Origin of the sequence: Rhodosalinus sediminis (genome assembly GCF_003385555.1) — a bacterium.
Classification (GTDB): domain Bacteria; phylum Pseudomonadota; class Alphaproteobacteria; order Rhodobacterales; family Rhodobacteraceae; genus Rhodosalinus; species Rhodosalinus sediminis.
The window spans coordinates 1-21,591 of sequence record NZ_QOHR01000003.1 but is presented as its reverse complement, the minus strand read 5'-3'; the positions used below and the strand labels follow the sequence as shown (position 1 = coordinate 21,591).

Annotated in this window: 21 protein-coding genes; 10 read left to right on the top strand and 11 right to left on the bottom strand. The window is 73.3% G+C overall.

Going from position 1 to position 21,591, the window contains the following annotated elements:
* Positions 1–103 precede the first annotated feature (103 nt).
* Both mutL and DRV84_RS03590 read left to right on the top strand, forming a co-directional pair.
* Positions 104–1,978: a DNA mismatch repair endonuclease MutL gene (mutL, locus tag DRV84_RS03595; RefSeq protein ID WP_115978509.1), complete on the top strand. Its 1,875-nt coding sequence runs from the start codon at positions 104–106 to the stop codon at positions 1,976–1,978.
* Between the two features lie 25 nt (positions 1,979–2,003).
* A complete protein-coding gene (locus tag DRV84_RS03590; protein WP_115978508.1) occupies positions 2,004–3,401 on the top strand; it encodes a DNA recombination protein RmuC in 1,398 nt (465 codons plus the stop codon).
* Positions 3,402–3,702: 301 nt separating this feature from the next.
* On the opposite strand, the gene DRV84_RS03585 is transcribed toward DRV84_RS03590, so the two are convergent.
* The gene (locus tag DRV84_RS03585; protein WP_115978507.1) at positions 3,703–4,362 is read right to left on the bottom strand and encodes a ChrR family anti-sigma-E factor; all 660 of its coding nucleotides are present in this window, start codon (positions 4,360–4,362) and stop codon (positions 3,703–3,705) included.
* Positions 4,363–4,367: 5 nt separating this feature from the next.
* Entirely contained in the window at positions 4,368–4,979 is a 612-nt protein-coding gene (locus DRV84_RS03580) for a sigma-70 family RNA polymerase sigma factor (RefSeq protein ID WP_115978708.1), read from the bottom strand.
* A gap of 236 nt (positions 4,980–5,215) precedes the next feature.
* Here DRV84_RS03580 and DRV84_RS03575 point away from each other — a divergent pair, with 236 nt between their 5' ends.
* From DRV84_RS03575 to DRV84_RS03545, 7 genes are all read left to right on the top strand, one after another.
* Complete coding sequence (locus tag DRV84_RS03575) at positions 5,216–6,508, top strand: NAD(P)/FAD-dependent oxidoreductase (protein WP_115978506.1); 1,293 nt, start codon at positions 5,216–5,218, stop codon at positions 6,506–6,508.
* The gene (locus DRV84_RS03570; RefSeq protein ID WP_115978505.1) at positions 6,505–7,266 is read left to right on the top strand and encodes a DUF1365 domain-containing protein; all 762 of its coding nucleotides are present in this window, start codon (positions 6,505–6,507) and stop codon (positions 7,264–7,266) included. Before DRV84_RS03575 ends, DRV84_RS03570 begins: the two co-directional genes overlap by 4 nt.
* On the top strand, positions 7,263–8,504 hold the full coding sequence (locus DRV84_RS03565; protein WP_115978504.1) for an MFS transporter: 1,242 nt from the start codon (positions 7,263–7,265) through the stop codon (positions 8,502–8,504). Before DRV84_RS03570 ends, DRV84_RS03565 begins: the two co-directional genes overlap by 4 nt.
* Positions 8,492–9,055, top strand: coding sequence for a DUF3833 family protein (locus DRV84_RS03560; protein ID WP_115978503.1), 564 nt, complete (start codon positions 8,492–8,494; stop codon positions 9,053–9,055). The genes DRV84_RS03565 and DRV84_RS03560 overlap by 13 nt, the downstream gene beginning before the upstream one ends.
* Positions 9,052–9,783 carry an SDR family NAD(P)-dependent oxidoreductase gene (locus tag DRV84_RS03555; RefSeq protein ID WP_115978502.1) on the top strand — a complete coding sequence of 244 codons (732 nt, stop codon included), beginning with the start codon at positions 9,052–9,054 and terminating at the stop codon, positions 9,781–9,783. Before DRV84_RS03560 ends, DRV84_RS03555 begins: the two co-directional genes overlap by 4 nt.
* A 39-nt stretch (positions 9,784–9,822) precedes the next feature.
* On the top strand, positions 9,823–10,140 hold the full coding sequence (locus DRV84_RS03550) for a DUF3775 domain-containing protein (protein ID WP_115978501.1): 318 nt from the start codon (positions 9,823–9,825) through the stop codon (positions 10,138–10,140).
* A gap of 97 nt (positions 10,141–10,237) precedes the next feature.
* Positions 10,238–10,639 (top strand): hypothetical protein, encoded by a 402-nt coding sequence (locus DRV84_RS03545; RefSeq protein WP_115978500.1) that lies wholly within the window; start codon positions 10,238–10,240, stop codon positions 10,637–10,639.
* A gap of 63 nt (positions 10,640–10,702) precedes the next feature.
* Here DRV84_RS03545 and DRV84_RS03540 read toward each other — a convergent pair whose 3' ends face one another.
* The 3 genes from DRV84_RS03540 to DRV84_RS03530 are packed head-to-tail and all read right to left on the bottom strand — an operon-like array spanning position 10,703 to position 13,566.
* Positions 10,703–11,845, bottom strand: a complete 1,143-nt coding sequence (locus DRV84_RS03540) for a saccharopine dehydrogenase C-terminal domain-containing protein (protein WP_115978499.1) — start codon at positions 11,843–11,845, stop codon at positions 10,703–10,705.
* A complete protein-coding gene (locus DRV84_RS03535) occupies positions 11,842–12,900 on the bottom strand; it encodes a saccharopine dehydrogenase (RefSeq protein WP_115978498.1) in 1,059 nt (352 codons plus the stop codon). The genes DRV84_RS03540 and DRV84_RS03535 overlap by 4 nt, the downstream gene beginning before the upstream one ends.
* Positions 12,901–12,912: 12 nt before the next feature.
* Positions 12,913–13,566, bottom strand: coding sequence for a histidine phosphatase family protein (locus DRV84_RS03530; RefSeq protein ID WP_115978497.1), 654 nt, complete (start codon positions 13,564–13,566; stop codon positions 12,913–12,915).
* Between the two features lie 122 nt (positions 13,567–13,688).
* Here DRV84_RS03530 and DRV84_RS03525 point away from each other — a divergent pair, with 122 nt between their 5' ends.
* Positions 13,689–14,057 carry a PRC-barrel domain-containing protein gene (locus DRV84_RS03525; RefSeq protein WP_115978496.1) on the top strand — a complete coding sequence of 123 codons (369 nt, stop codon included), beginning with the start codon at positions 13,689–13,691 and terminating at the stop codon, positions 14,055–14,057.
* Positions 14,058–14,069: 12 nt separating this feature from the next.
* Here DRV84_RS03525 and DRV84_RS03520 read toward each other — a convergent pair whose 3' ends face one another.
* The 6 genes from DRV84_RS03520 to DRV84_RS03495 form a co-directional block, all read right to left on the bottom strand.
* Positions 14,070–14,771: a response regulator transcription factor gene (locus DRV84_RS03520; protein WP_115978495.1), complete on the bottom strand. Its 702-nt coding sequence runs from the start codon at positions 14,769–14,771 to the stop codon at positions 14,070–14,072.
* Positions 14,768–16,684, bottom strand: coding sequence for a hybrid sensor histidine kinase/response regulator (locus DRV84_RS03515; protein WP_115978494.1), 1,917 nt, complete (start codon positions 16,682–16,684; stop codon positions 14,768–14,770). The genes DRV84_RS03520 and DRV84_RS03515 overlap by 4 nt, the downstream gene beginning before the upstream one ends.
* Positions 16,685–16,882: 198 nt before the next feature.
* The gene (locus tag DRV84_RS03510) at positions 16,883–18,052 is read right to left on the bottom strand and encodes an alpha-hydroxy acid oxidase (protein ID WP_115978493.1); all 1,170 of its coding nucleotides are present in this window, start codon (positions 18,050–18,052) and stop codon (positions 16,883–16,885) included.
* Between the two features lie 123 nt (positions 18,053–18,175).
* Positions 18,176–19,588, bottom strand: a complete 1,413-nt coding sequence (locus DRV84_RS03505; protein ID WP_115978492.1) for an FAD-binding oxidoreductase — start codon at positions 19,586–19,588, stop codon at positions 18,176–18,178.
* Between the two features lie 502 nt (positions 19,589–20,090).
* Positions 20,091–20,882, bottom strand: a complete 792-nt coding sequence (gene trpA, locus DRV84_RS03500) for a tryptophan synthase subunit alpha (protein WP_115978491.1) — start codon at positions 20,880–20,882, stop codon at positions 20,091–20,093.
* A 521-nt stretch (positions 20,883–21,403) separates the two neighbouring features.
* On the bottom strand, positions 21,404–21,591 hold a 188-nt coding region (locus tag DRV84_RS03495), incomplete at its 5' end, for a sulfurtransferase TusA family protein (RefSeq protein ID WP_147298823.1).

Below are 21,591 nucleotides of genomic sequence, written 5' to 3'. Positions count from 1 at the left end.
TCGGAATGCTTCGTTTGGCATTCACCTAATGGAATGTGTTCGGATTCCAAGGGGGTCTCTCGACGCTGGTCAAAAGGGCGCAGGGCGTGCTAGGTCTTGGGCCATGAACGACGCGAGCCACAAGATACCCGGCGGTCGCCCGGCGATCCGCCCGCTCGACGAGGCGGCCGTCAACCGCATCGCCGCCGGCGAGGTGATCGAGCGGCCCGCCGCGGCGGTCAAGGAGCTCGTGGAGAACGCTCTCGACGCGGACGCGCGGCGAATCGAGGTGGCGCAGGCCGAGGGCGGCAAGACGCTGATCCGCGTCACCGACGACGGCCACGGCATCCCGGCGGAGGACCTGCCGCAGGCGGTCGCGCGGCACGCCACCTCCAAGATCGACGGCTCCGACCTCCTCAACATCGCGAGCTACGGCTTCCGGGGCGAGGCGCTCGCCTCCATCGGGGCGGTGGCGCGGCTCTCCATCGCCTCGCGCGCCGCCGGGGCCGAGGCCGCCGAGATCGCCGTCGAGGGCGGGCGCGTCGGGCAGGTGCGGCCCGCCGCGCTGCGCCGCGGCACGGTGGTCGAGCTGCGCGATCTCTTCCACGCCACGCCCGCGCGGCTGAAGTTCCTGCGCTCCGACCGGGCGGAGGCGCAGGCGATCGGCGACGTGGTGCGCCGCCTCGCCATGGCCGAACCCTTCGTGAGCCTGACGCTGACGGATGTCTCCGGCGGGGGCGAGAAGGTGAGCTTCCGCGCCGACGCCGAGACCGGCGATCTCTTCGACGCGCTGGCCGGGCGGCTGACGCGGGTTCTGGGCGCGGAGTTCGTCCGCAACGCGCTGCGCGTCGAGGCCGAGCGCGAGGGGCTGCGCCTGACGGGCTACGCGGGCCTGCCCACCTATTCGAGGGGCGCGGCGGTGGCGCAGCACTTCTTCGTCAACGGCCGTCCGGTGAAGGACCGGATGCTGCTCGGCGCGCTGCGCGCGGCCTACATGGACGTGCTGCCGGCGGGGCGGCACCCGGCCGCGGCGCTCTACATCGACTGCCCGGCGGAGCTCGTGGACGTCAACGTCCACCCCGCGAAGAGCGAGGTGCGCTTCCGCGATCCCGGCACGGCGCGGGGGCTCGTCGTCTCGGCGCTGCGCCACGCGCTGGCCGAGGCGGGGCACCGCGCGGCGACCACCGTGGCGGGCGCCGCGCTCGGCGCCGCGCGGCCCGGGGCGCCCGGCGCACCCGCCGCGCCGCGCTACCAGATGGACCGCCCCTCCGCCGCCGCGCGGGCCGCGTCGTATCAGGCGCAGGCGCCCGCGCCGGGCGGCGCCGAGCCCGGCTTCGCCGAGACCGCCGGCGCGTGGAGCGCGCGGGTCGAGCCGGTCGAGGAGGCCCCGCACGGGGCCGAGGAGACCCCGGCGGAGGCGCTCCCCCTCGGCGCGGCGCGCGCGCAGCTGCATGAGACCTACATCCTCGCGCAGACCGAAGACGGCCTCGTGATCGTGGACGCCCACGCCGCGCATGAGCGCCTCGTCTACGAGCGGCTCAAGGCGCAGCTCGCCGAGAACGGCGTCGCCGCGCAGGCGCTTCTCATCCCCGAGGTGGTCGAGATGCCCGAGCCGGCGCGCGGGCGCCTGCTCGACGCGGCGGAGGATCTCGCCCGCCTCGGCCTCGTGATCGAGCCCTTCGGCGGCGAGGCGCTCGCCGTGCGCGAGACCCCGGCGCTCCTGGGCGAAGTGGGGGCGCGGGGGCTGCTCGCCGACGTGGCCGACGCGCTGGAGGAGACGGGCACCGCCGTGGGGCTCGAGGCGCGGCTCATGGCCGTCCTCTCGCGCATGGCCTGCCACGGCTCGGTGCGCGCGGGCCGTCGCATGCGCGCCGAGGAGATGAACGCGCTCCTGCGCGAGATGGAGGCGACTCCGCTTTCGGGACAGTGCAACCACGGCCGGCCCACCTACGTCGAGCTCAAGCTCGCCGACGTCGAGCGGCTCTTCGGGCGGCGCTGAACGGCGGGGCAGGGCGACGGCACGCATGGATTTCGGGACGCTCGATCCGGTGACGCTCGGGGGGCTCGCCGCGCTGGGCGGGCTCCTGCTCGTCCTTCTGCGCGCGCTCGCGGCGCTTCGGCGGAACCGCCGCGACGTGGCGGCCCTGCGCGAGGAGCTCGCGGGCCTGCGCCCGCGCGCCGAGCGCCTCGCCGCCGTGGAGGCCGAGCTCGCCGAGACGCGCGCGCGGCTCGAGACCGCGGGCGCCGAGAAGGCCGCGCGCGAGACCGAGCTCGCCGCGCTCAAGGAAAGCCACGCCGCCCGGCTCGAGGAGCTGCGCGGCATGAAGGCCGAGCTCGAGGAGAAATTCGCACACCTCGCCTCCGGCGCGCTCAAGGCCAACTCCGAGCGCTTCCTCGCCCTCGTGTCCGAGCGGTTCGAGAAGCACAAGGAAACCGCTGAGACCGACCTCGCCGCGCGGCAGAAGGCGATCCGCGAGCTCGTCAAGCCGCTCGACGAGAAGCTGGGCCACTTCGACGCGCGCATCGCCGAGATCGAGAAGGCCCGCAACGAGGCCTACGGCGCGATTCGCGCGCAGGTGGAGGAGCTCACGAAGGGCCAGCACGCCCTCGGGCAGGAGACGCGCCGCCTCGTGCAGGCGCTGCGCGCGCCCAAGACGCGCGGGCGCTGGGGCGAGATGCAGCTGCGCCAGGTCTTCGAGATGGCCGGCATGGCCGAGCACGTCGATTACCTCTCCGAGCGCACGGTGGAGACCGACGCCGGCGCGCGCCGGCCCGACGCCGTGGTGCGCATCCCCGGCGGCAAGAGCATCGTGGTCGACGCCAAGACCCCGCTCGAGGCCTATCTCGACGCGCTGGAGGCCGACGGGCCGGAGGCGCAGGGCGAGCACCTGACCCGCCACGCCGCGCAGGTGCGCGCGCACGTCAAGACGCTCGCCTCGAAAGCCTATCAGGACGCGATCCCGACGACGCCGGATTTCGTCGTCATGTTCATCCCCGGCGAGACCTTCGTCTCCGCCGCGGCGGAGGCCGATCCGGGGCTCATCGAATACGCCTTCGAGCGCAAGGTCCTGATCGCCACGCCGACGACGCTGATGGCGCTGATCAAGGCGATCGCCTACGGCTGGCAGCAGGAAAAGATGGCCGAGAACGCCGCCGAGGTGCAGCGTCTCGCCAAGGAGATCTACGACCGCCTCGGCACATTCGCCGATCACCTCGGCCGCGTCGGCCGCAGTCTGCGGTCCTCCGTGGACGCCTACAACCGCGCCGTCGGCTCGCTCGAGGGGCGGGTGCTGCCCTCGGCGCGCAAGTTCGAGGGGCTCGGCGTGGTCGCCCCGCAGGAGGAGATCGCCGCGCTCGACCCCCTCGACGAGGAGCCGCGCCCCCTGACCGCGCCGGAACTGACGCGCCTCGACGACGGCTGAGGCGCGGCGCGCCGGCGACGGCCTGCGCGACGGGGCCGGACGGGCTGCGTGCCGAGGCAACCCGCGCCGGCTCAACGGAGGTCACGCGGGGGCAGGACGTGCATCTCCCGCGTCAGGCACCGGTCACGCGCGCAGGGTGTGCGGGCGACATCGCGCGACCCGATGGGCCGCGCGTCCCGCAACGGTCGCGGCTGCGCCCTTTGCGGCGCCGCCGGGGGTGAAGAATTTTCGTACGAAAATTCTTCGCCGTCTCCACCCGGGTTCCGAAAACCTTTCGTACGAAAGGTTTTCGTTTCGCCGCTCAGATCTTGAGGAAGGGCTGCGCGAGCCGCGGCATCAGGCCGGCGAAGCGCAGCGGCGCGTCGGTGACGGCGAGGCAGATGCAATCCTCGCCCGCTTCGGCGACGGGGGTGTGTTCCACCGCCTCGTCGGCCACTTCCACGTCGCCCGGGCCGAAGCGGCCGTCCTCGTCGCGGAAGGCGCCCTTGAGCACCAGCGTCAGCTCGGTCCCCTTGTGGCCGTGGTCGGGCACCTCGGCGCCGGCGGGAATGTGCAGGAGCCGCGCGGTCGCCGGGCCGTCGACGGGCAGGATCGCCTGCCGCACGCCCATCCCCATGCCCTGCCAGCGCACGTCGGCGAGATCGCCGCCGATGTAGTCGCGGATCGGGCGGGGCAGCTCCGCCGTCGCGGGCGGGGCCGCGGCGCAGGGCGCGTCGGCCTCCGCCGCGCCGCCCTCGCGGATCATGCGCAGCGTCGCCTCGAGGCTGCCGGCGGACATCTCCGACGTCTCGCCTTCCATGAGCGCGCCGCCGACGGCGTCGTAGCTCTCGGCCTCGGCGCGGCAGGCGTCGCAGAGCGACAGGTGCGAGGCGACGATTAGGTCGAAAGCCTCGGGCAGCGTGCCGGCCGAGTAGGCCATCAGCAGCTGCGGGGTCAGGTGATGGGTGATCTCGGTCTTCATGGGCGTCACTTGAGTGCGTGGCGCAGCCGGTCGAGCGCGAGCCGGATGCGCGATTTGATGGTGCCGAGCGGCAGTCCCGTCTCCGCAGCGATCTCGCCGTGCGAGAGTTCTCCGAAGTAGGCGCGCTCGATCAGGTGTCTCTGTTTCTCGGGCAGGGCGCGCAGCGCCTCGGCGAGGCGTTCGCTGTCCTGTTGCAGCGCGAGCATGTCCTCCTGCTGCGGTTCGGCCTCCGGACCCCAGGGCAGGTCTTCGGGCTCCGGCCGGCGCTGCCGGCGCAGCGCGTCGATCCGGCGGTTCCGAGCGATGGTGAAGACCCAGGTCGAGACGCTCGCCCGCGCGGGATCGAAGAGATGCGCCTTCTGCCAGAGGGTCGCCATGACCTCCTGCGCGCATTCCTCGGCGAGCGCGCCGTCCGCGCCGGAGCGGATCAGGAACGCCTTCACCCGCGGCGCGAAATGCGCGAAGAGTTCGGCGAAGGCGGCCTCGTCGCGCGCGTCGCGGATGCGCGTGACGTGCTCGACCCATTCCGGCGCCGCGCGCGCGGCGGCATTGGGCTCCGCCGCGTCGCCCGCGCCTGTCGCGGCGCCCTCCGTCCCGGACCTGTTCGTGTCGCTCATCCGCGCCAACGCGGCGTCGCCCAGAAACGCGACCGTCCCGGCACCCGGGGGCGGGTCGGGCGGCGCCACGGGCCACGCGGCCTTCTCGTCCAGCCAGTCGACATTGCTTAACATGTAACGGGTACGGAGGTCCGACGCGACCGGATCACGTGTCGCGGCGAATTTTCTTTTGCATCCGGATATGCTGCGTCTCCGTAACAGTCATGACGCGCGCACCGACCGAGGAGAGACGACAGATGCCATTCGAATCCGCCCCCGCCGCCCCCCGCCGCATCGCCGTGATCGGCGGCGGCATCTCCGGGATGGGCGCGGCGCACTTCCTCGCGGGGGCGCACCGGGTCACGCTCTACGAGGCCGAGCCGCGCCTCGGCGGGCACGCGCACACCATCACCGCCGGCAAGCGCGGCGATCAGCCCGTGGACATGGGCTTCATCGTCTTCAACCACGCGAACTACCCGCATCTGACGCGGCTCTTCGACGAGCTCGGCGTGCCGGTGGCGAAGTCCAACATGAGCTTCGGCGTCTCGATCGACGGCGGGCGCTTCGAGTATGCGCTGCGCACGCCCGGCGCGCTCTTCGCGCAGCGGCGCAACCTCGTGAACCCCGGCTACTGGGGGATGCTGCGCGACATCCTGCGCTTCAACGCGCGCGCCTACGACCTGTCGCGCGAGGACGGGCTGACCGTCGGCGCCCTGCTGGAGCGGCTCGGCTGCGGCGCGCGCTTCCGCGAGCACTACCTCCTGCCGTTCTCGGGCGCGATCTGGTCGGTGCCCAAGGCGCAGATCCTCGACTTCCCGGCGCGCACGATGCTCGACTTCTTCCGCAATCACGCGCTCCTCGGGGTGACGGGACAGCATCAGTGGTACACGGTCGAGGGCGGCTCGGTGCAATACGTGGAGCGGCTGCAGGCTTCGCTCGCGCGGGTGGGCGTCGGCATCCGCACCGGCGCGCCGGTCGACTGGGTGCGCCGCGCGCCCGAGGGCGTGACCGTCAAGGCGCCCGGCGCCGAGCCGGAGGCCTTCGACGAGGTGATCTTCGCCACCCATTCCGACCAGGCGATGCGGATCATCGCCGACCCCACCCCGCAGGAGCGCGCGACCGTCGGCCGCATCGCCTATCAGCCGAACGACGTGGTGCTGCACTCCGACCCCGCGGTGATGCCGCGCCGGCGCGTCGCCTGGTCGTCGTGGAACTACACCGAGGCGGCGGGGCAGCGCGCGGACCGCATCGGCGTGAGCTACTGGATGAACTCGCTGCAGCCCATTCCCGAGGACGATCCGCTCTTCGTCTCGCTCAACATGACGCCCCGCATCCGCGACGAGCACATCCACGCGCAGGTGCAGTTCGACCACCCCGTCTACGACGCCGCCGCGCTCGCCGCGCAGGGCGAGGTGGCGGCGATGAACGGCGCCAACCGGACGTGGTTCTGCGGCGCCTGGATGAAATACGGCTTCCACGAGGACGGCCTCTCCTCGGCGCACGACGTCGCCGAGGCGCTGCTCGGCCGCTCGGGCGCGGTGGCGGCATGAGCCGGGTCGAGCATCTCGCGGGCCACACGTGGCACGGCCGGCACGGCGCGATCGACAACGCCTTCCGCTACGGGGTGGACTACGTCCTGATCGACGCGGAGGCGGCGGAGGTCGAGGCGCCCGCGCTCTTCCGGCGCAACCGCGGCGGGCTCGTCTCCCTGCATGACGCCGACCACGGCGGCCCGCGCGGGCACGGGCGCGGCGCGGCCTGGGTGCGCGGCGTGCTGGCGGCGCAGGGGCTCGACCTGCCGGGCCGGGTGCTCCTGCTGGCGCAGCCGCGGGTGATGGGGCACGTCTTCAACCCGGTGAGCTTCTGGCTCTGCCACGACGCCGAAGACCGGTTCTGCGCCGTGATCGCGGAGGTCAACAACACCTTCGGCGACCGGCACTGTTACCTGATCCACCACGACGACCTGCGGCCCATCGGCCCGTCCGACCGGCTCGCCGCCCGCAAGATCTTTCACGTCTCGCCGTTTCAGCCGGTGGAGGGCGGCTACACCTTCCGCTTCGACGTGCGGCCCGACCGGCTGGGCGTCTGGATCGACTACCGATCGGGCAACGACGGAGGGCTCTACGCCACGCTCGTCGGGCGGCGCGTGCCGCTGACGGGGCGCGGGCTGGCGGCGATGCTGATGCGCCGGCCCTTCGGCTCGCGCCGGGTGCTGGCGCTGATCCACTGGCAGGCGCTCAAGCTCTGGTGGAAGGGCGCGCGCTTTCACCCGCGCCCCGAGCCGCCGGAGGCCGAGATCACCCGATGACCCATCGCCTGCCCGCCTACGGGCTCTTCGCCGCGATGATCGCGGCGGCGGGCCTGCCGCTCTATATCCATGCGCCCAAGGTCTACGTGGACGACTATGGCGTGAGCCTCGCGGCGCTGGGCGCGGTGCTCTTCGGGCTCAGGCTCCTCGACGTGGTGCAGGACCCGCTGCTGGGCCGGCTCGCCGCCGCGCTCGAGGCGCGGCGCGCGCAGGCGGTGGGCGTCGCCGTGGCGGTGATCGCGGCGGCGATGGTCGGGCTCTTCGCGGTGACACCGCCGGTCGCGCCGCTCTTGTGGTTTGCGCTGATGCTGACGCTGGTCTTCTCGTCGTTCAGCTTCCTCACCATTGCCTTCTACGCGCAGGGCGTGACGACGGCGGCCGACCTCGGGCAGGGCGGGCACCTGCGGGTGGCGCGCTGGCGCGAGACCGGGGCGCTCATCGGCGTCTGCGCGGCGGCGGTGGCGCCCGAGGGGCTGGGCTTCGCCGGCTTCGCGCTGGCCTTCGCGGCGCTGGCGCTCGCCGCCGGGCTCTCGATGCGCGGAGAGTGGCGCGGGCCGCTCGCCGCGCCGGAGGCGGCGGGCTTCGTGCCGGTGCTGCGCGACCCGGCGGCGCGGCGGCTGTTGCTCGTGGCGCTCGTCAACGCGACGCCGGTGGCGGTGACCTCGACGCTCTTTCTGTTCTTCGTCGAAAGCCGCCTGCAGGCGCCGGGGATGGAGGGGCCGCTCCTCCTGCTGTTCTTCCTCGCCGCGGCGCTCAGCGCGCCGGGCTGGGGCAAAGCGGCCGACCGCTTCGGCGCGCGGCGGGTGCTGCTCGTCGGCATGGGCACCTCGGTTCTCGGCTTCGTCTTCGCGCTGGGGCTCGGGGCCGGGGACTGGCCGGCCTTCGCGGTGATCTGCGTGGTGACGGGCGCGGCGCTCGGCGCGGACATGGTGGTGCTCTCGGCGCTCTTCGCGCGCCGGCTGGAGGCGGTGGCGCCCGGCGCGGCGGAGGGCTTCGGCCTCTGGTCCTTCGTCACCAAGGCCACGCTCGCCGTCGCGGCGGCGACGCTCCTGCCCACGCTCGAGGCGGCGGGCTTCGATGCCGGGACCGACAACGACGCGCGCGCGCTCTGGACGCTCACGCTCCTCTACGCGGGGCTGCCCTGCGCGCTGAAACTCATCGCCATCGCGCTTCTGGCCACTGCGCCGCTCGAGCGGATGGACGACGACACGGGGACGGACACCGCATGGACCAGCTGATTTTCGCGCTCCTCGGGGCGGCCGTGGCGATCGCCCTCGTCTGGGCGCGCACGCGCTTCGCGGGCTTTCTCGCCCAGCGGCCGGAGGACTATGCCGCGGCCGAGCCGCGCTTCGACATCCGCCGTCACCTGAACGGCCCTCTCGTCTGCGACGGGGTGATCTACGGGCCGACGGGGCGCGTCGCCTCGCGCTTCACGGGCGAGTTCGATGTCTCTTGGGACGGGAACACCGGCGAGATGCGCGAGCGTTTCGACTACGACAGCGGCGCGGTGCAGCACCGCGCCTGGCACTTGACGCTGGGCAACGACGGGCGCATCCGGGCGCGGGCCGAGGACGTCGTGGGCGACGGCGAGGGCGTGCAGAGGGGCGCCGCCGTGCGGCTGAAATACCGCCTGCGCCTGCCCGCGGCCTCGGGGGGCCATGTGCTCGACACGACGGACTGGATGTACCTGACTCCGGCCGGAACCATCGTGAACCGGAGCCAGTTTCGCAAATACGGGATCAAGGTGGCCGAACTGGTGGCCACCATGCGAAGAAAGGATGCGGCGTGAGGGACTGGACCGGCAAGCGCTACTGGCTCATCGGTGCGAGCGAGGGGCTCGGCGAGGCGCTCGCCGAGCGCATGAGCCGCGCCGGCGTCGAGCTCGTGCTCTCGGCCCGCTCGCGCGACAAGCTCGAGGCGCTGGCCGAGCGCCTGCCCGGCCGGGCCCGGGCCGTGCCGCTCGACGTGCGCGATCTCGACAGCGTGAAGGCGGCCGCCGAGGAAGCGGGCGAGGTGGACGGCATGATCTTCCTCGCCGGCGCCTACTGGCCCTTCAGCGCGCGCGAGATCGACGCCGAGCAGATGGAGGTCATGGGCGACATCAACTTCACAGGCGCGCTGCGCGCGGTCTCCGTCGCCCTGCCGCCGATGGTCGCGCGCGACCGCGGTCACGTGGTGCTGACGGGCTCGCTCTCGGGGTTCCGGGGGCTGCCGGGGGCGGTCGGCTACGCGCCGTCCAAGGCCGGGGTCATGGTGCTTGCCGAGAGCATGCACTGCGACCTGCGCAAGACCGGCGTGGAGGTGCAGGTGGCCAATCCCGGCTTCATCCGCACGCGGCTCACCGACAAGAACGACTTTCACATGCCCTTCCTGATGGAGCCGGAGGACGCGGCGCAGCGCATGTTCGAGTTCATGTCGCGCGGCGGCTTAAAGTACAGCTTCCCGACCGTGTTTTCGTGGCTCTTCCGTGGCGGCCAGTTCCTGCCGGACTGGCTTTACTATCGCATCTTCTCGTAACATCCTGCGCGCTCCCGAGTGAGCCGCAGGAGGTCCCCGATGCCCACAATCTCTCCCCGCAAGGTCGCGCAGGTCATCATCATGGGGCGCGAACTCGACCGCGCGGAGGCGGAGCTGCGCGCCTTCGTGGAGCGCATGGATGAGGACGAACAGGCCGAGCTCGTCGCGATCATGTGGATCGGGCGCGGCGCCTTCGAGGCCGAGGACTGGGACGAGGCCCGGGCGACCGCCTATCACGAGGCGACGACGCCCACCGCCGACTACCTGATCGGCACGCCGCATCTGTCGGACAATCTCGAGGCCGGGCTCGAGGCGCTCGGCATCTCCCCGCAGGAGGCGGAAGACGACCTGCTCTGACGCCCGTGCCGCCCCGCTCGCGCGGCGCGACGGAACCCGGCCCGGCCCGTTTCGTTGTGTGTCCGACGACAACGGACACGACGGAAAGGAGCCGATCATGCGAACCGTGAAGACCCTGATGACGACCGTGGCCGCCCTCGGCCTCGGCGCCGGCGTGGCGCTCGCGCAGGACGTCGACGTCGAAGAGCGGATGTACATGACCGACGACGACGGCCAGCTCTACGAGGTGACGCTCGTCGAGGTCGCGCCGGAGGACTACGACGAGGCCGAGCGCGACTTCATCGGCAACATCCGGACGCCGAAGGAACAGGCCCGCGACGCCGCCGAGACGCCCGTCGAGGGCGATCAGGAAACGCTCGTGCTGACCGAGCACTATTTCACCGAGCGCGCCGAGGAGACCGGCGATCCGGACGCGGTGCAGGACGTCACCGAGTTCGAGGACGATCAGGCCGAGGACGAGGAAATCGAGCTTCAGCAGCGCCCGGCCGACGGCGAGTGATCTCGCCCGTTTCGCGACTGCGACAGGATCAGGGGCGCGCCCGCGCGGCGCGCCCTCGTCGTGTCAGGCGTGGTGCACGATCTCGAGATGCTGGGCGAGGCGTGCCACCTCGTCCATCCAGCGCGCCACCAGCGCGGGGTCCGAGGGCGCGGCCGAGACGCCAGGCCCGATCTCGCCCGCCGCGACCGAGCGCACCGCCTGCGCCACCATGTGGCTCACCAGCCGGCCCATCGCCGTGCCGTCCTCGTCGCCCCAGGCGTCCATGACGTAGGTGCGGTGCCAGACGGGCGCGCCCTCGCGGGTGGCCTCGAGGCTGACGCAGAGCACCACGCGGTCGGGCTCGCCGGGATCGTAGGCGTGCGCCTGCCAGAGCCGTTCCGACAGGTCGCGCAGCACCTGCTCGCCCTCGTCGCCCGGCGGCAGGCTTTCCACCGTGCGGAAGATGTCGGACCAGGCGTCCGACCAGCCCTCCAGCCGCAGGGTGCCGCGCACGAAGTCCTTCACCCGCCAGTCGGGGTCGAAGCCGTACTCCTCCATGAAGGGGAGCGAATCGCGGTTCGGATAGACCTCGAAACGCTCGGGCGCGGGCAGCGGCGCGGTGTAGCTCGAGATCGCGTCCCACGGCCGCGCGACGCGCAACTCCTCGAAGTCGCGGAGCGAGCGCGAGGGCGACTTCAGCGCCTTGAGCACCCCCAGAGGCGACCACGAGAACTTGTAGCGGAAGGCGTTGGCCTGCTTCGGCACGCCGCCGCAGTAGCTCGTGAACGAGAGCGTGTTCGCGGGGTCGAAGGCGTCCGACGCGCGGTAGTCCGCCACCAGACGGTGCGCCATCAGGTGATCGATGCCCGGGTCGAGCCCCACCTCGTTGACCAGCGCCACACCCGCCTCCTTCGCTGCGGCGTCGAGCGCGCGCATCTCCGGCGCGATGTAGGAGGAGGAGACGAAATGCGCGCCCGCCGCGATCGCCGCCTCCGCGATCGGCACGTGCCAGTCCCCGGGCAGCATGGAGACCACGACGTCCCCGGGCGCGAGCGCCGCGGCGAGCGCGTCGAGATCGAAGGCGCGGATGTCCTCGGTCAGGTCGCCCACGGCCGCGCGCGCCTTCTCGGGCGTGCGGTTCCAGACGGTGACCGCGCGGCCCTCCTCGATGAGTCGCCGCAGGCCCAGAACCGCCGAAAGCCCCGTGCCGCACCAGTGAATCGTCATGGCTTCACCTCCCTCACATGCCTGTCGAATTCCGCCGCCGCGCGGCCCCAGACGCCGGCGTCGAGACTGTCGAGCGCCATCAGCGAGGGCAAGAGCTGCCCCGCGAAGTCGCGCGAGGATTCGAGCGGCAGGAGCGAGGGCAGGTTGTCGATCGCCATGACGTCGAGCGGCGGGCTCTCGCGCACCCGGACCACCGGCGCCGCCCAGGTCGTCGCCGCGTCGTAGAGCGGCACGGGGTTGTAGTCGCTGTCCGGGTCGCAGGCGATGTCGCCGATCACCCGGAGCGCGCGGTCGCCCCGGTCCGCGTCCTCGGGCCGCACGAAGACCGGCGTGCCCGGCCGCGCGAGGATGCAGTTGAAGAAAAGCTCATGCGCGAGGATCTCGGGGAACGGCCCGCCGTGCGCCGTCTCGGCCATGTCCCAGCGCGTCGGCGCGATCCCCATCGCGGTGCAGAGGTCGGCCGCCCCCGTGCCCACGCGCCCCGCCGCGCCGACCACGAGCGCCGAGGGCGCGGGCAGCCCCGCGGCCGCGTCCCGCACCGCGGCGTCCATCGCCGCCTTGTCGGGGAAGGCGTCCACGGCGGGGCACGCCGCGCCGCGCGCCTGCGCCGCCCGGGCGATCAGGCTCACCGCCGCGCCGGCGTAGCCCGCCCAGTAGCCGAAGGCGGCGACGCGGCGGCCCTCCGCGTCCACCAGATACTCGAGATCGTAGAGCGTGCCGCCCCCCGCGGCGAAGCGGGCGAGCAGCGCGCGCCCGGCGTGCTGGCCCTTGTAGGCGTGGCCGAACATGATGTGACGGTGCACGAGCGGCGTGCCGTCGTCGGGAAGCTCCTTCAGCCCGAAGATCAGCGCGTCGCGCGGCGCCTCCCGCCACGCCCCGCGCGGCGCGATGGTGCAGCCCGCCTGCGCGTAGCCCCCGGTCGGGAGGATGCGGTCGGCGCTCTCCTCCACCGTCACCGCGACGCCGCGCTCCAGCAGCGCCGCGGCGCCCTCGGGCGTGATGCCGACGCGCCGCTCGTTCGCGCGCTCCTCCGCCCGGACCCAGAGATGCGTCATGCCCCCTCCCTCTCAGTAGTGCGTGCGCGCGTGCGCCCGGTCGGGCCGGTCCAGATGCGGCACGGCGTTGAACCCCGCGAGGATCGTGCCGTGATCCGTGACCAGGAGCCGGTGCACGGAACTGTTGAAGATCGGCAGCATGATCCGCGCGAGCCCCTCGGTGTCGAGCCCCAGAAGCGCGCGCACCATCATCGCGATCACGCCGCCCGAGGTCACGCAGAGCACGCGGCGCCCCGGCTCGGCCGCCTCGTGCAGCACGTCCGTCACCCGCATCTCGAAATCCGAGAAGGTCTCCTGCCCCATGATCTCGGCGTCGCGCCAGGCGGCGAGCAGGCGCGAGAGATGGGCCGCGAACTCCTCCTCGCGGGCGGGCAGCGGCACGCCGCGCATGTCGCGCAGCGCCTTGCCGAGGTTGAAGTAATCCAGCTCGTCGAGGCGCGGATCGACCTCCGGCGCGGGGCCGAGCGCCCCGAGGCCCTCGGCCGTCTCCCGGTGGCGGCGCAGCGCGCCCATCAGCACGCGGTCGTAGCGCTCGCCCGCTTCCGCCATGTGCGCGCCGAGCCAGGCCGCCTGCCGGTGCCCGAGCGCCGAGAGCCGGTCGTAGCTCGCCTCGTCGCGGGCCGCCGAATTCGCCTGTCCGTGGCGGATGAGAACGATCTCGCCCATGTCGCGGATCTCCTTTCCGCCCCGCGGTTAGGCGATTTCCCCGCGCTTGCCAAACCGGTTTCCCCGGGAACGCCGCCGCGCCGCGCGGCGTTGATCCCCTGTCACCGCCCGAGGAGAAACCCATGCCCCGCCGCGCCCTGCTCGCCGTCGCCGCCGCCCTCTGCGCCGCCTCCACGCCCGCCCTCGCGCAGGACGACGCGCTCGCCGAGGGACGCACCGGCACGGTCGAGAGCCGCGATTCCGCCTTCCTGCAGGCCGTCGCCGGGACAGAGGTGCAGACCCCCGACGGCGCGGTGGTCGGCACCGTCGAGGAGACGCTGATCGACGCGCAGGGCCGACCGGCGGGCTACGTGCTGGCCATCGACGGCTTCCTCGGCATCTTCGACCGGGACGTGCAGGTGCCGGTCTCCTCGCTCACCTGGGACGAGTCGCACTACGTCACCAAGATGACCGAGACGCAGCTCCAGAACCTCGCGCCGTGGGACGAGTGAGCCGCGCCCCGCTCAGCTCCACTCGACGTCGCCGAGAAAGATGTAGCCCGCCCCGTAGATCGTCTTGATCAGCCGCGGGGCCTTCGGGTCCTCGCGCAGTTTGGTGCGCAGCCGCGAGACGCGCACGTCGATCGCCCGGTCGAAGCTCTCGCCCGCCGCGCCGCCGAGCGCCTCTTGGATCTGCGCCCGCGACATCAGCCGCCGCGGGCTTTCGAGGAAGAGGCGCAGCACCTCGCCCTCGGCGTGGCTGAAGGGCGTCTCGGCGCCCTCGGCGTCCTCCAGCGTGTAGCGGTCGAAATGCGCGGTCCAGCCGGCGAAGCGCGCCGTCTCGCCGCCCGCCTCGGGGCCAGTGTGCCGGCGCAGCCGGGCGCGCACGCGGGCGACGACCTCGGCGGGCTCGAAGGGCTTCACGATGTAGTCGTCCGCCCCGAGGTCGAGCCCCGTCACCCGGTCCTGCACCTGCCCCCGGCCCGAGACGATGATCACCGCCGCTCCGCTCTCGAGCGCGAGGCGATGCACGAGGCTCAGCCCGTCGCGGTCCGGCAGCCCGAGATCCACGAGGCAGACGTCCGGCGCCGCCGAGCGCAGCGCCGCCTCGAACTCCCGCGCCCGCGCGAAGCCCATGGTGCGGAAGCCCGCCTCCTCCAGCGCGGCGCCGAGCATGTCGCGCACCGCCGGCTCGTCGTCGAGGATGGTGACCAGCGGCGCGCTCATGCCGCGCGCCCCGCGTCGAGCGTCTGCGCCAGATGCGCGGCCGAGAACGGCTTGGCGAGCACCGGCCAGCGCGCGCGCGCCGCCCGGTGGCGCGGGTCGTCGGCCGGCAGCGCCGTCATGATCCAGACCGGCGGCCCCCCCGGCCCGAGCGATTCCGCGAGGTCGAGGCCCGTCTCCTCCCCCTCGAGCGTGAGATCGGTGAGCACCGCGCCGATCTCCGGCAGCGTCTCGAGGAGCGTGCGCGCCTCCGCTGCGCTCGCCGCCTCGGCCACGGCGTGGCCGAGTTCGGTCAGCATGTCGCGGATCGTCGCGCGGACCTCCGCGCTGTCCTCCACCAGCAGCACCAGCCGCCCGGCCGCCTCCGCCGGCGCGGTGCGGAGCGGCAGGCGCAGCGCGACCCGCGCGCCCGAGAAGGTGTTGCCCAGCACCACGCGCCCCCCGGCGAGCTTGGCCATGTCGTAGACCATGGCGAGCCCGAGGCCCGAGCCCTCCGCCCCCTTCGTGGTGTAGAAGGGCTCGAACCCGCGATGCAGCGCCGCGTCGGAAAAGCCGGGACCCGTGTCGGTGACCGCGAACTCCGCCCAGGTGCCCTGCAGCGCCGAGAGCGTGACGCCGATCCGCCCCTCGGGCCCGCAGGCGTCGCGCGCGTTCAGGATGAGGTTCAGGAGCGCGTCCTGCAGGAGCCCCGGGTCCAGCATCAGCCGCTCGCCCGGCAGCGCGTTGCGGATCGTCAGCGTCACGCCCCCGGGCAGCGCCGCGCGGGCCAGAACGTCCAGATCGGCGAGGAAATCCTCCGTCGCGCAGGGCTCCGGGCGCCAGTCGCGCGCCCCCGTGAGCTGCGACAGCCGCTCCAGCAGCGTCCCGCCGCGCCGCGCCGCGGCGAGCGTGGCGTCGATGTGCGGGCGCGCCTCCGCCGGCAGCGTCATCTCGGCGAGCCGCGCCTGGCTGCCGAGCACGATGGTCAAAAGGTTCGAGAAATCATGCGCGAGGCCCGAGGTCAGCTGCGCCGCCATCTCGCGCCGCCGCGTCTGCTGCAGCGCGGCGCGGGCCTGCGCCTCCTCGGTGACGTCCATCGAAAGGATGTAGACCCCCTCGATCCCGCTCTCGCGCCGGTCGGGGGTGAAGGCCACGCGGATGCGCCGCGCGCTGATCTCGTCGGTGAACTCGAAGACGCTCTCGCGCCCGGCGAAGGCCGCGTCGAGATGCGGCGCGATCCGCGCATAGGCCGCGCGCCCGAGCGTCTCGGCGATCGGCCGGCCCACGATCTCGCGCGGGCGGCCCGGCATGACCGAGCTCAGCCGCCGGTTCGAATAGGTGTAACGGCGCTCCTCGTCCACATGCGCGATATGCGCCGGCATCATCTCGGCGGTCAGGCGCGTGCGCGCCTCGATCGCGGCGAGCTCGCGCGAGGCCTCCTCCAGCGCCGCGTTGGTGGCGGCGAGCTCGCGGTTGGCCGCGGCGAGCTCCTCGGCATGGGCGATCAGCTGATCCGACAGCTCCTCCGAGCGCGCGCGCAACAGCGCCTCGTGCTGCTTCGTCGGCGTGATGTCGGTGTAGACCGAGACCCAGCCGCCCTCGGGCAGCGGCGTGCCCTCGACGCTGATGGTGCGCCCGTTGGCGCGGGTGCGCTCCATGTAATGCGGCTGAAAGCGCCGCGCGACCTCGACCCGCGCGCGCACCGCCTCCTCCTCGTCGGCGACCGCGCCGTATTCGCCCCGGCGCACGAGAAACCGGATCGTGTCCTCGAAGCGCGCGCCGGGCGCCACGAGATCCCCGGGCAGGTCGAACATCTCCTGAAAGCGGCGGTTGCACGCCGCGAGGCGCAGGTCGCTGTCGTAGATCGACAGCGCCTGCTGAATGAGGTTCAGCCCGGCGGTCATCAGGGCCTGCGTGCGATCGGCGCGCTGGGCCATGGCGATGTCTCCTCCCGCGCGCAGACGTAGCACTCCCGCGGGCAGGCGCAAAGCCTCGCACACTTGCGCCGTCGCGCATCGGGCCGGGCCGCGCGCCGCCGCGGCGCGGGTCTTCTTCTTGGCGGAAATATCCCGGGGGGAGTCGCGCGCGCCCCGCGCGCGACGGGGGGCAGCGCCCCCCTGCACCCGGGCGCCGTCTCAGCCCGTCTGCCAGACGCCCTCGAAGTCGCGCGGCACGAGCAGCACGTCGCGGTCGAGCTCCTCGACCCGGCGGCGCCCGCAGAGCGCCATCGAGGTGTCGAGCTCCTTGTGCAGGATCTCGAGCGCCTTCGTCACCCCGGCCTGTCCCATCGCGCCGAGCCCGTAGACCCAGGCCCGGCCGACCCAGACGCCCTTCGCGCCGAGCGCGACGGCCTTCAGGATGTCCTGCCCCGAGCGCACGCCGCTGTCGACATGCACCTCGATCCGGTCGCCCACCGCGTCGAGGATCGCGGGCAGCGCGCGGATCGACGAGAGCGCGCCGTCGAGCTGGCGGCCGCCGTGGTTGGAGACCACGATCGCGTCCGCGCCCACGTTCAGCGCGGCCTTGGCGTCCTCCGGGTCGAGGATGCCCTTGAGGATCACCGGCCCGTCCCACTGGTCGCGGATCGCCTTGATCTTTCCCCAGTCGAGCGCCGGGTCGAACTGTTCGTTCGTCCACGACATGAGCGAGGCGGGGTCCGAGACGCCCTCGACGTGGCCGATGATGTTGCCGAACTGCCGGCGCCGGGTCGAGAGCATCTCGATCCCCCAGCCCCATTTCGTGGCGAGGTTCAGGAGTGTCGCGGGCGTGAGCTTGGGCGGCGCGGAGAGGCCGTTCTTCAGGTCCTTGTGCCGCTGGCCGAGGATCTGCAGGTCGAGCGTGATGACGAGCGTCGAGCAGCCCGCCGCTTTCGCCCGCTGGATCAGGCGGCGGACGTAGTCCTCGTCCTTCATGGTATAGAGCTGGAACCAGAAGGGGCGCTCGGTATGCGCCGCCACGTCCTCGATCGAGCAGATCGACATGGTGGACAGGGTGAAGGGCACGCCGAAGCGCTCCGCCGCGCGGGCGGCCTTGATCTCGCCGTCGGCGCTCTGCATCCCCGTCAGCCCGACGGGCGCGAGCGCCACGGGCATCGCCACCTCCTCGCCCACGAGCGTCGTCGCGGTGGAGCGGTCGCGCATGTCCACGGCGACGCGCTGGCGCAGGCGGATCTCGCGGAAGTCCTCGGTGTTCTCGCGGTAGGTCTGCTCGGTCCAGCTGCCGGAGTCGGCGTAGTCGTAGAACATCCGCGGCACCCGTCGGCGGTGCATCCGGCGCAGATCCTTGATGTCGGTGACGGCGGGCATGCGGGTTCCTCCCCCTGCTCCTTCCGCGCTTAGCAACGCCCCCGGGGCGAGGCAAGCGCGATGGGCGGGGCGCATCGCCGCGCGGCGGGGGCGGGCCGGGCGGACACCCGGAGGCGCGGACCCTCAGTCGGGCAGCACCTTGCCCGGGTTCATCACGCCGGCCGGGTCCAGCGCGGCCTTGATCGCGCGCATCGCGGCGAGCGCGCCCGGGTCCTTGCGCCGGCGCATCGAGGGGAGCTTCGCGCGCCCGATGCCGTGCTCGGCCGAGAAGCTGCCGCGCATCTCGCGCACGATCTCCTCGACCGCCTCGACGATCGCCTCCTTGAGCGCCGCGTCGTCGCGCGAGAGGCGCACTGCGTAGTGCACGTTCCCGTCGCCGAGGTGCGCCACGGCGAGCGGCACCGCCCCGGCGTCGCGCGCCGCCACCGCCGCGTCCGCCTGCGCGAGGAAGGCGCCCACCCGGTCGAGCGGCACGGCGAGGTCGTTGACCGCCACCGGGCCGGGGGCGAGCACCACCTCCGCCGCGCGCTCGCGCCGCGCCCACATCTCGGCGCGCTGCGCGTCGCTCTGCGCCACGACGGCGTCGTGCACCGCGCCCGCCTCGAACAGATCGCCGAGGATCTCCTCGAGCTGCGCCTGCACCGGCGTCGCGCCGTCCGGGCCGGGCGTCGCGTCGCGCGGCGCGGTCGCGCCGACCTCGATCAGCAGGTTTACCGCGTGGCGCGCGTCGAAGGGCGGCCGCACCGCCGGATCATGCGCCGCGAGCGCGTCGAGATAGCGCCCCGGCATGAGCTCGCAGGCCTCAACCGCGCCGCCCGTCTCCCGCTGCAGCCGGTTCAGGAGGGCGAGCCCGTCCTCCACCGACGCCACCGCCACCGTCGCCGTGGCGTAGGCGCGCGGCCGCGGCACGAGCGTCAGCACCGCCGCCGTGATCACGCCGAGCGTCCCCTCGGCCCCGATCAGCAGGTCGCGCAGGTCGTAGCCGGAGTTGTCCTTGTGCAGCTCGCTCATCAGATCGACGACCTCGCCCGTGGGCAGCACCGCCTCGAGACCGAGGCACAGATCACGGGCGTTGCCGTAGCGCAGCACGTTCGACCCGCCCGCGTTCGTCGCGAGCGCCCCGCCCACGCGCGCCGAGCCCTGCGCGCCGAAGCTCAGCGGAAAGGCGAGGTCGTGCGCCTCCGCCGCCGCCTGCAGATCGGCGAGGACGACGCCGGCCTCGACGACGGCGACATGCGCCTCGGGGCGGATCGCGCGGATCGCCCGCATGCGCTCGACCGACAGGAGGATCGCCGCGTCCGCGCCGCCGCCCCCCGTGAGCCCCGTGTTGCCGGCGAGCGGGACCACCGGCACGCCCGCCGCGTTGGCGAGGCGCAGGACCGCGGCCACCTCCCCGGTCGTCGCGGGCCGCACGACGCAGAGCGGATCGCAGACGTAGGCGCCGGTCCAGTCGCGCGCGTGACCCGCCGCCTCCGCGCCGGTCAGCACCTGCGCCGCGCCCACGATCTCCCCGAGCGCCCCGATCACCTCCGCCATGTCGTCCTCCTACCCATCGCGCGCTCTTGTCGCCCGTCGCGCCGGAGGCGCGCAAGTGGGGTCGCGCCGGAGTCGCGTAAGAGGGGGGAAAGTTGGGGCGAGCTAATGGGGTGGCGCCGGAGGCGGACAAATGTAGTCACGCCGTGGGCGGGCGAGAGGGGTCACGCTGGCGGCGGGCAGGGATGTTTACGCTGGAGGCGCTCAGCCGGAGACACGCCAGAGGCGCGAAAGCGGCGCTGCGCTGCGCTGGGGGCGCGCGAGTACAGTCACGCCGGAGAGGGGCAAGGATGTTTCAGCTGAAGGCGCGCGGGTGGGGATACGCCAGAGGCGCGAAAGCGCCGCTGCGCTGCGCCGGGGAGCCCTACGCCCGACCGCGCCGGAAAACACAGCGTGCTGCGCCGCGACCGCAACTTGCGTGTGGACCCGCGCCGGTCGCACCAAGCGCGGCCGCCCACGGCGTACACCCGCCGAGCGGTGCGCGCGCTGTCCCGGGGCGCCGGCCTCAGGCCCGGTGCGCCCCGGCGGCGAGCGTGGCGACGTAGTCGAGCACCTCGGCCACCGGCTTGCCCTCGGCGATCTGCGCCACGATCGCGCTGCCCACGACGCAGCCGTCGGCGACGCCCGCGATCGTCTCCGCCGCCTCGGGCGAGCGGATGCCGAAGCCCACGACCACCGGCAGCTCGGTCGAGGCCTTGATCCGCGCGACCTCCGGGCCGACCTCCCCGGCCTCGGCCGCCGCGGCGCCGGTGATGCCGGTGACCGAGACGTAATAGACGAAGCCCGAGCTGTTCTCGAGCACCCTGGGCAGGCGCTTCGCGTCGGTCGTCGGCGTGGCGAGGCGGATGAAGTCGATCCCCGCCTCGAGCGCCGGCAGGCAGAGTTCCGTGTCCTCCTCCGGCGGCAGGTCCACGACGATCAGCCCGTCGACGCCCGCCTCCCGCGCGTCGGCGAGGAAGCGGTCCACGCCCCGGTTGTAGATCGGGTTGTAGTAGCCCATCAGCACGACCGGCGTCGTGTCGTCGCCCGCACGGAAGGCGCGCACCATCGCGAGCGTGCCCTCCAGCGTCTGCCCGCCGGCGAGGGCGCGCTGGCCCGCTTCCTGGATCGTCGGGCCGTCGGCCATCGGATCGGTGAAGGGCACGCCGAGCTCGACGATGTCCACACCCGCGCCGGGCAGGCCCTTGACGATCTCGAGCGAGGTCTCCGCGTCCGGGTCGCCGGCCATCACGTAGGAGACGAAGGCGCGGCGCCCCTCGGCGCGCAGCCTCTCGAAGGTGGCGGCGATACGGCTCATCGGTGACCTCCCATGTTCGCGGCGATCGCTCTGCCCCAGCGCCGCGGGGAAATCAATGGGCGCCGCGCGGGGGGCGCCGCGCTGGGCGCCGTCCGGTGCGCGGCCCCGCGGGCGCCGGGACACCGGCGGCCGGGGGCCGCCGCCGCCGCGTCGGCGGTCAGGGGATGTTTTCGCGAGACCTCGGCCCCCGCACAGGCGGAGACCCCGCACAGGCCGAGGCTCCAGTGCAGGCCGAAGCACCGGCGCCGGGCGAGGCTCCAGCACAGGCCGCGGCTGCACTGCCGGCCGAGGCACCCGCGCAGGACGAGGCGACGGCGGAGGCCCCCGCAAAAGCCGGAGCCCTCGCCGCGCGCAGCGCCACCCCGGGCGCGCCGCCGTCCGGGCCCGGAGTAGGGATCAAGTCCCCGCGCAGGGCCGCCCCACCGTCCGGGGCCCGGACCGGGGCTCGCGTCCCGCGGACCCTCCCACGCGCCGGTCGCGCCTGAATTCTGCCCCTCATGCGCGGGCCGCGCCGCCCGGCCTCAGCCCCTGCGCACGGTGAAGCGGGTGTGGTCGTTCTGCGCTTCCGTCGCCTCGAGCGTGTGCCCGGCCTCGGCGCAGAAATGGGGCACGTCGATCGCCGCCATCGGGTCGTCGGCGAGCAGCGCGACCCGCGCGCCGGGGGCCGCCCCGGCGAGCCGCTTCCGGAGCCGCAGGACGGGGAGCGGGC

Bases quoted from the DNA above. Each gene is read 5' to 3' on its own strand.
- DRV84_RS03510 (WP_115978493.1), bottom strand. From the start codon at position 18,052: ATGCCCGCCGTCACCGACATCAAGGATCTGCGCCGGATGCACCGCCGA.
- DRV84_RS03570 (WP_115978505.1), top strand. From the start codon at position 6,505: ATGAGCCGGGTCGAGCATCTCGCGGGCCACACGTGGCACGGCCGGCAC.
- DRV84_RS03565 (WP_115978504.1), top strand. From the start codon at position 7,263: ATGACCCATCGCCTGCCCGCCTACGGGCTCTTCGCCGCGATGATCGCG.
- DRV84_RS03525 (WP_115978496.1), top strand. From the start codon at position 13,689: ATGCCCCGCCGCGCCCTGCTCGCCGTCGCCGCCGCCCTCTGCGCCGCC.
- mutL (WP_115978509.1), top strand. From the start codon at position 104: ATGAACGACGCGAGCCACAAGATACCCGGCGGTCGCCCGGCGATCCGC.
- DRV84_RS03535 (WP_115978498.1), bottom strand. From the start codon at position 12,900: ATGACGCATCTCTGGGTCCGGGCGGAGGAGCGCGCGAACGAGCGGCGC.
- DRV84_RS03550 (WP_115978501.1), top strand. From the start codon at position 9,823: ATGCCCACAATCTCTCCCCGCAAGGTCGCGCAGGTCATCATCATGGGG.
- DRV84_RS03560 (WP_115978503.1), top strand. From the start codon at position 8,492: ATGGACCAGCTGATTTTCGCGCTCCTCGGGGCGGCCGTGGCGATCGCC.
- DRV84_RS03545 (WP_115978500.1), top strand. From the start codon at position 10,238: ATGCGAACCGTGAAGACCCTGATGACGACCGTGGCCGCCCTCGGCCTC.
- DRV84_RS03580 (WP_115978708.1), bottom strand. From the start codon at position 4,979: ATGAGCGACACGAACAGGTCCGGGACGGAGGGCGCCGCGACAGGCGCG.
- DRV84_RS03505 (WP_115978492.1), bottom strand. From the start codon at position 19,588: ATGGCGGAGGTGATCGGGGCGCTCGGGGAGATCGTGGGCGCGGCGCAG.
- DRV84_RS03520 (WP_115978495.1), bottom strand. From the start codon at position 14,771: ATGAGCGCGCCGCTGGTCACCATCCTCGACGACGAGCCGGCGGTGCGC.
- DRV84_RS03540 (WP_115978499.1), bottom strand. From the start codon at position 11,845: ATGACGATTCACTGGTGCGGCACGGGGCTTTCGGCGGTTCTGGGCCTG.
- trpA (WP_115978491.1), bottom strand. From the start codon at position 20,882: ATGAGCCGTATCGCCGCCACCTTCGAGAGGCTGCGCGCCGAGGGGCGC.
- DRV84_RS03530 (WP_115978497.1), bottom strand. From the start codon at position 13,566: ATGGGCGAGATCGTTCTCATCCGCCACGGACAGGCGAATTCGGCGGCC.
- DRV84_RS03575 (WP_115978506.1), top strand. From the start codon at position 5,216: ATGCCATTCGAATCCGCCCCCGCCGCCCCCCGCCGCATCGCCGTGATC.
- DRV84_RS03515 (WP_115978494.1), bottom strand. From the start codon at position 16,684: ATGGCCCAGCGCGCCGATCGCACGCAGGCCCTGATGACCGCCGGGCTG.
- DRV84_RS03585 (WP_115978507.1), bottom strand. From the start codon at position 4,362: ATGAAGACCGAGATCACCCATCACCTGACCCCGCAGCTGCTGATGGCC.
- DRV84_RS03590 (WP_115978508.1), top strand. From the start codon at position 2,004: ATGGATTTCGGGACGCTCGATCCGGTGACGCTCGGGGGGCTCGCCGCG.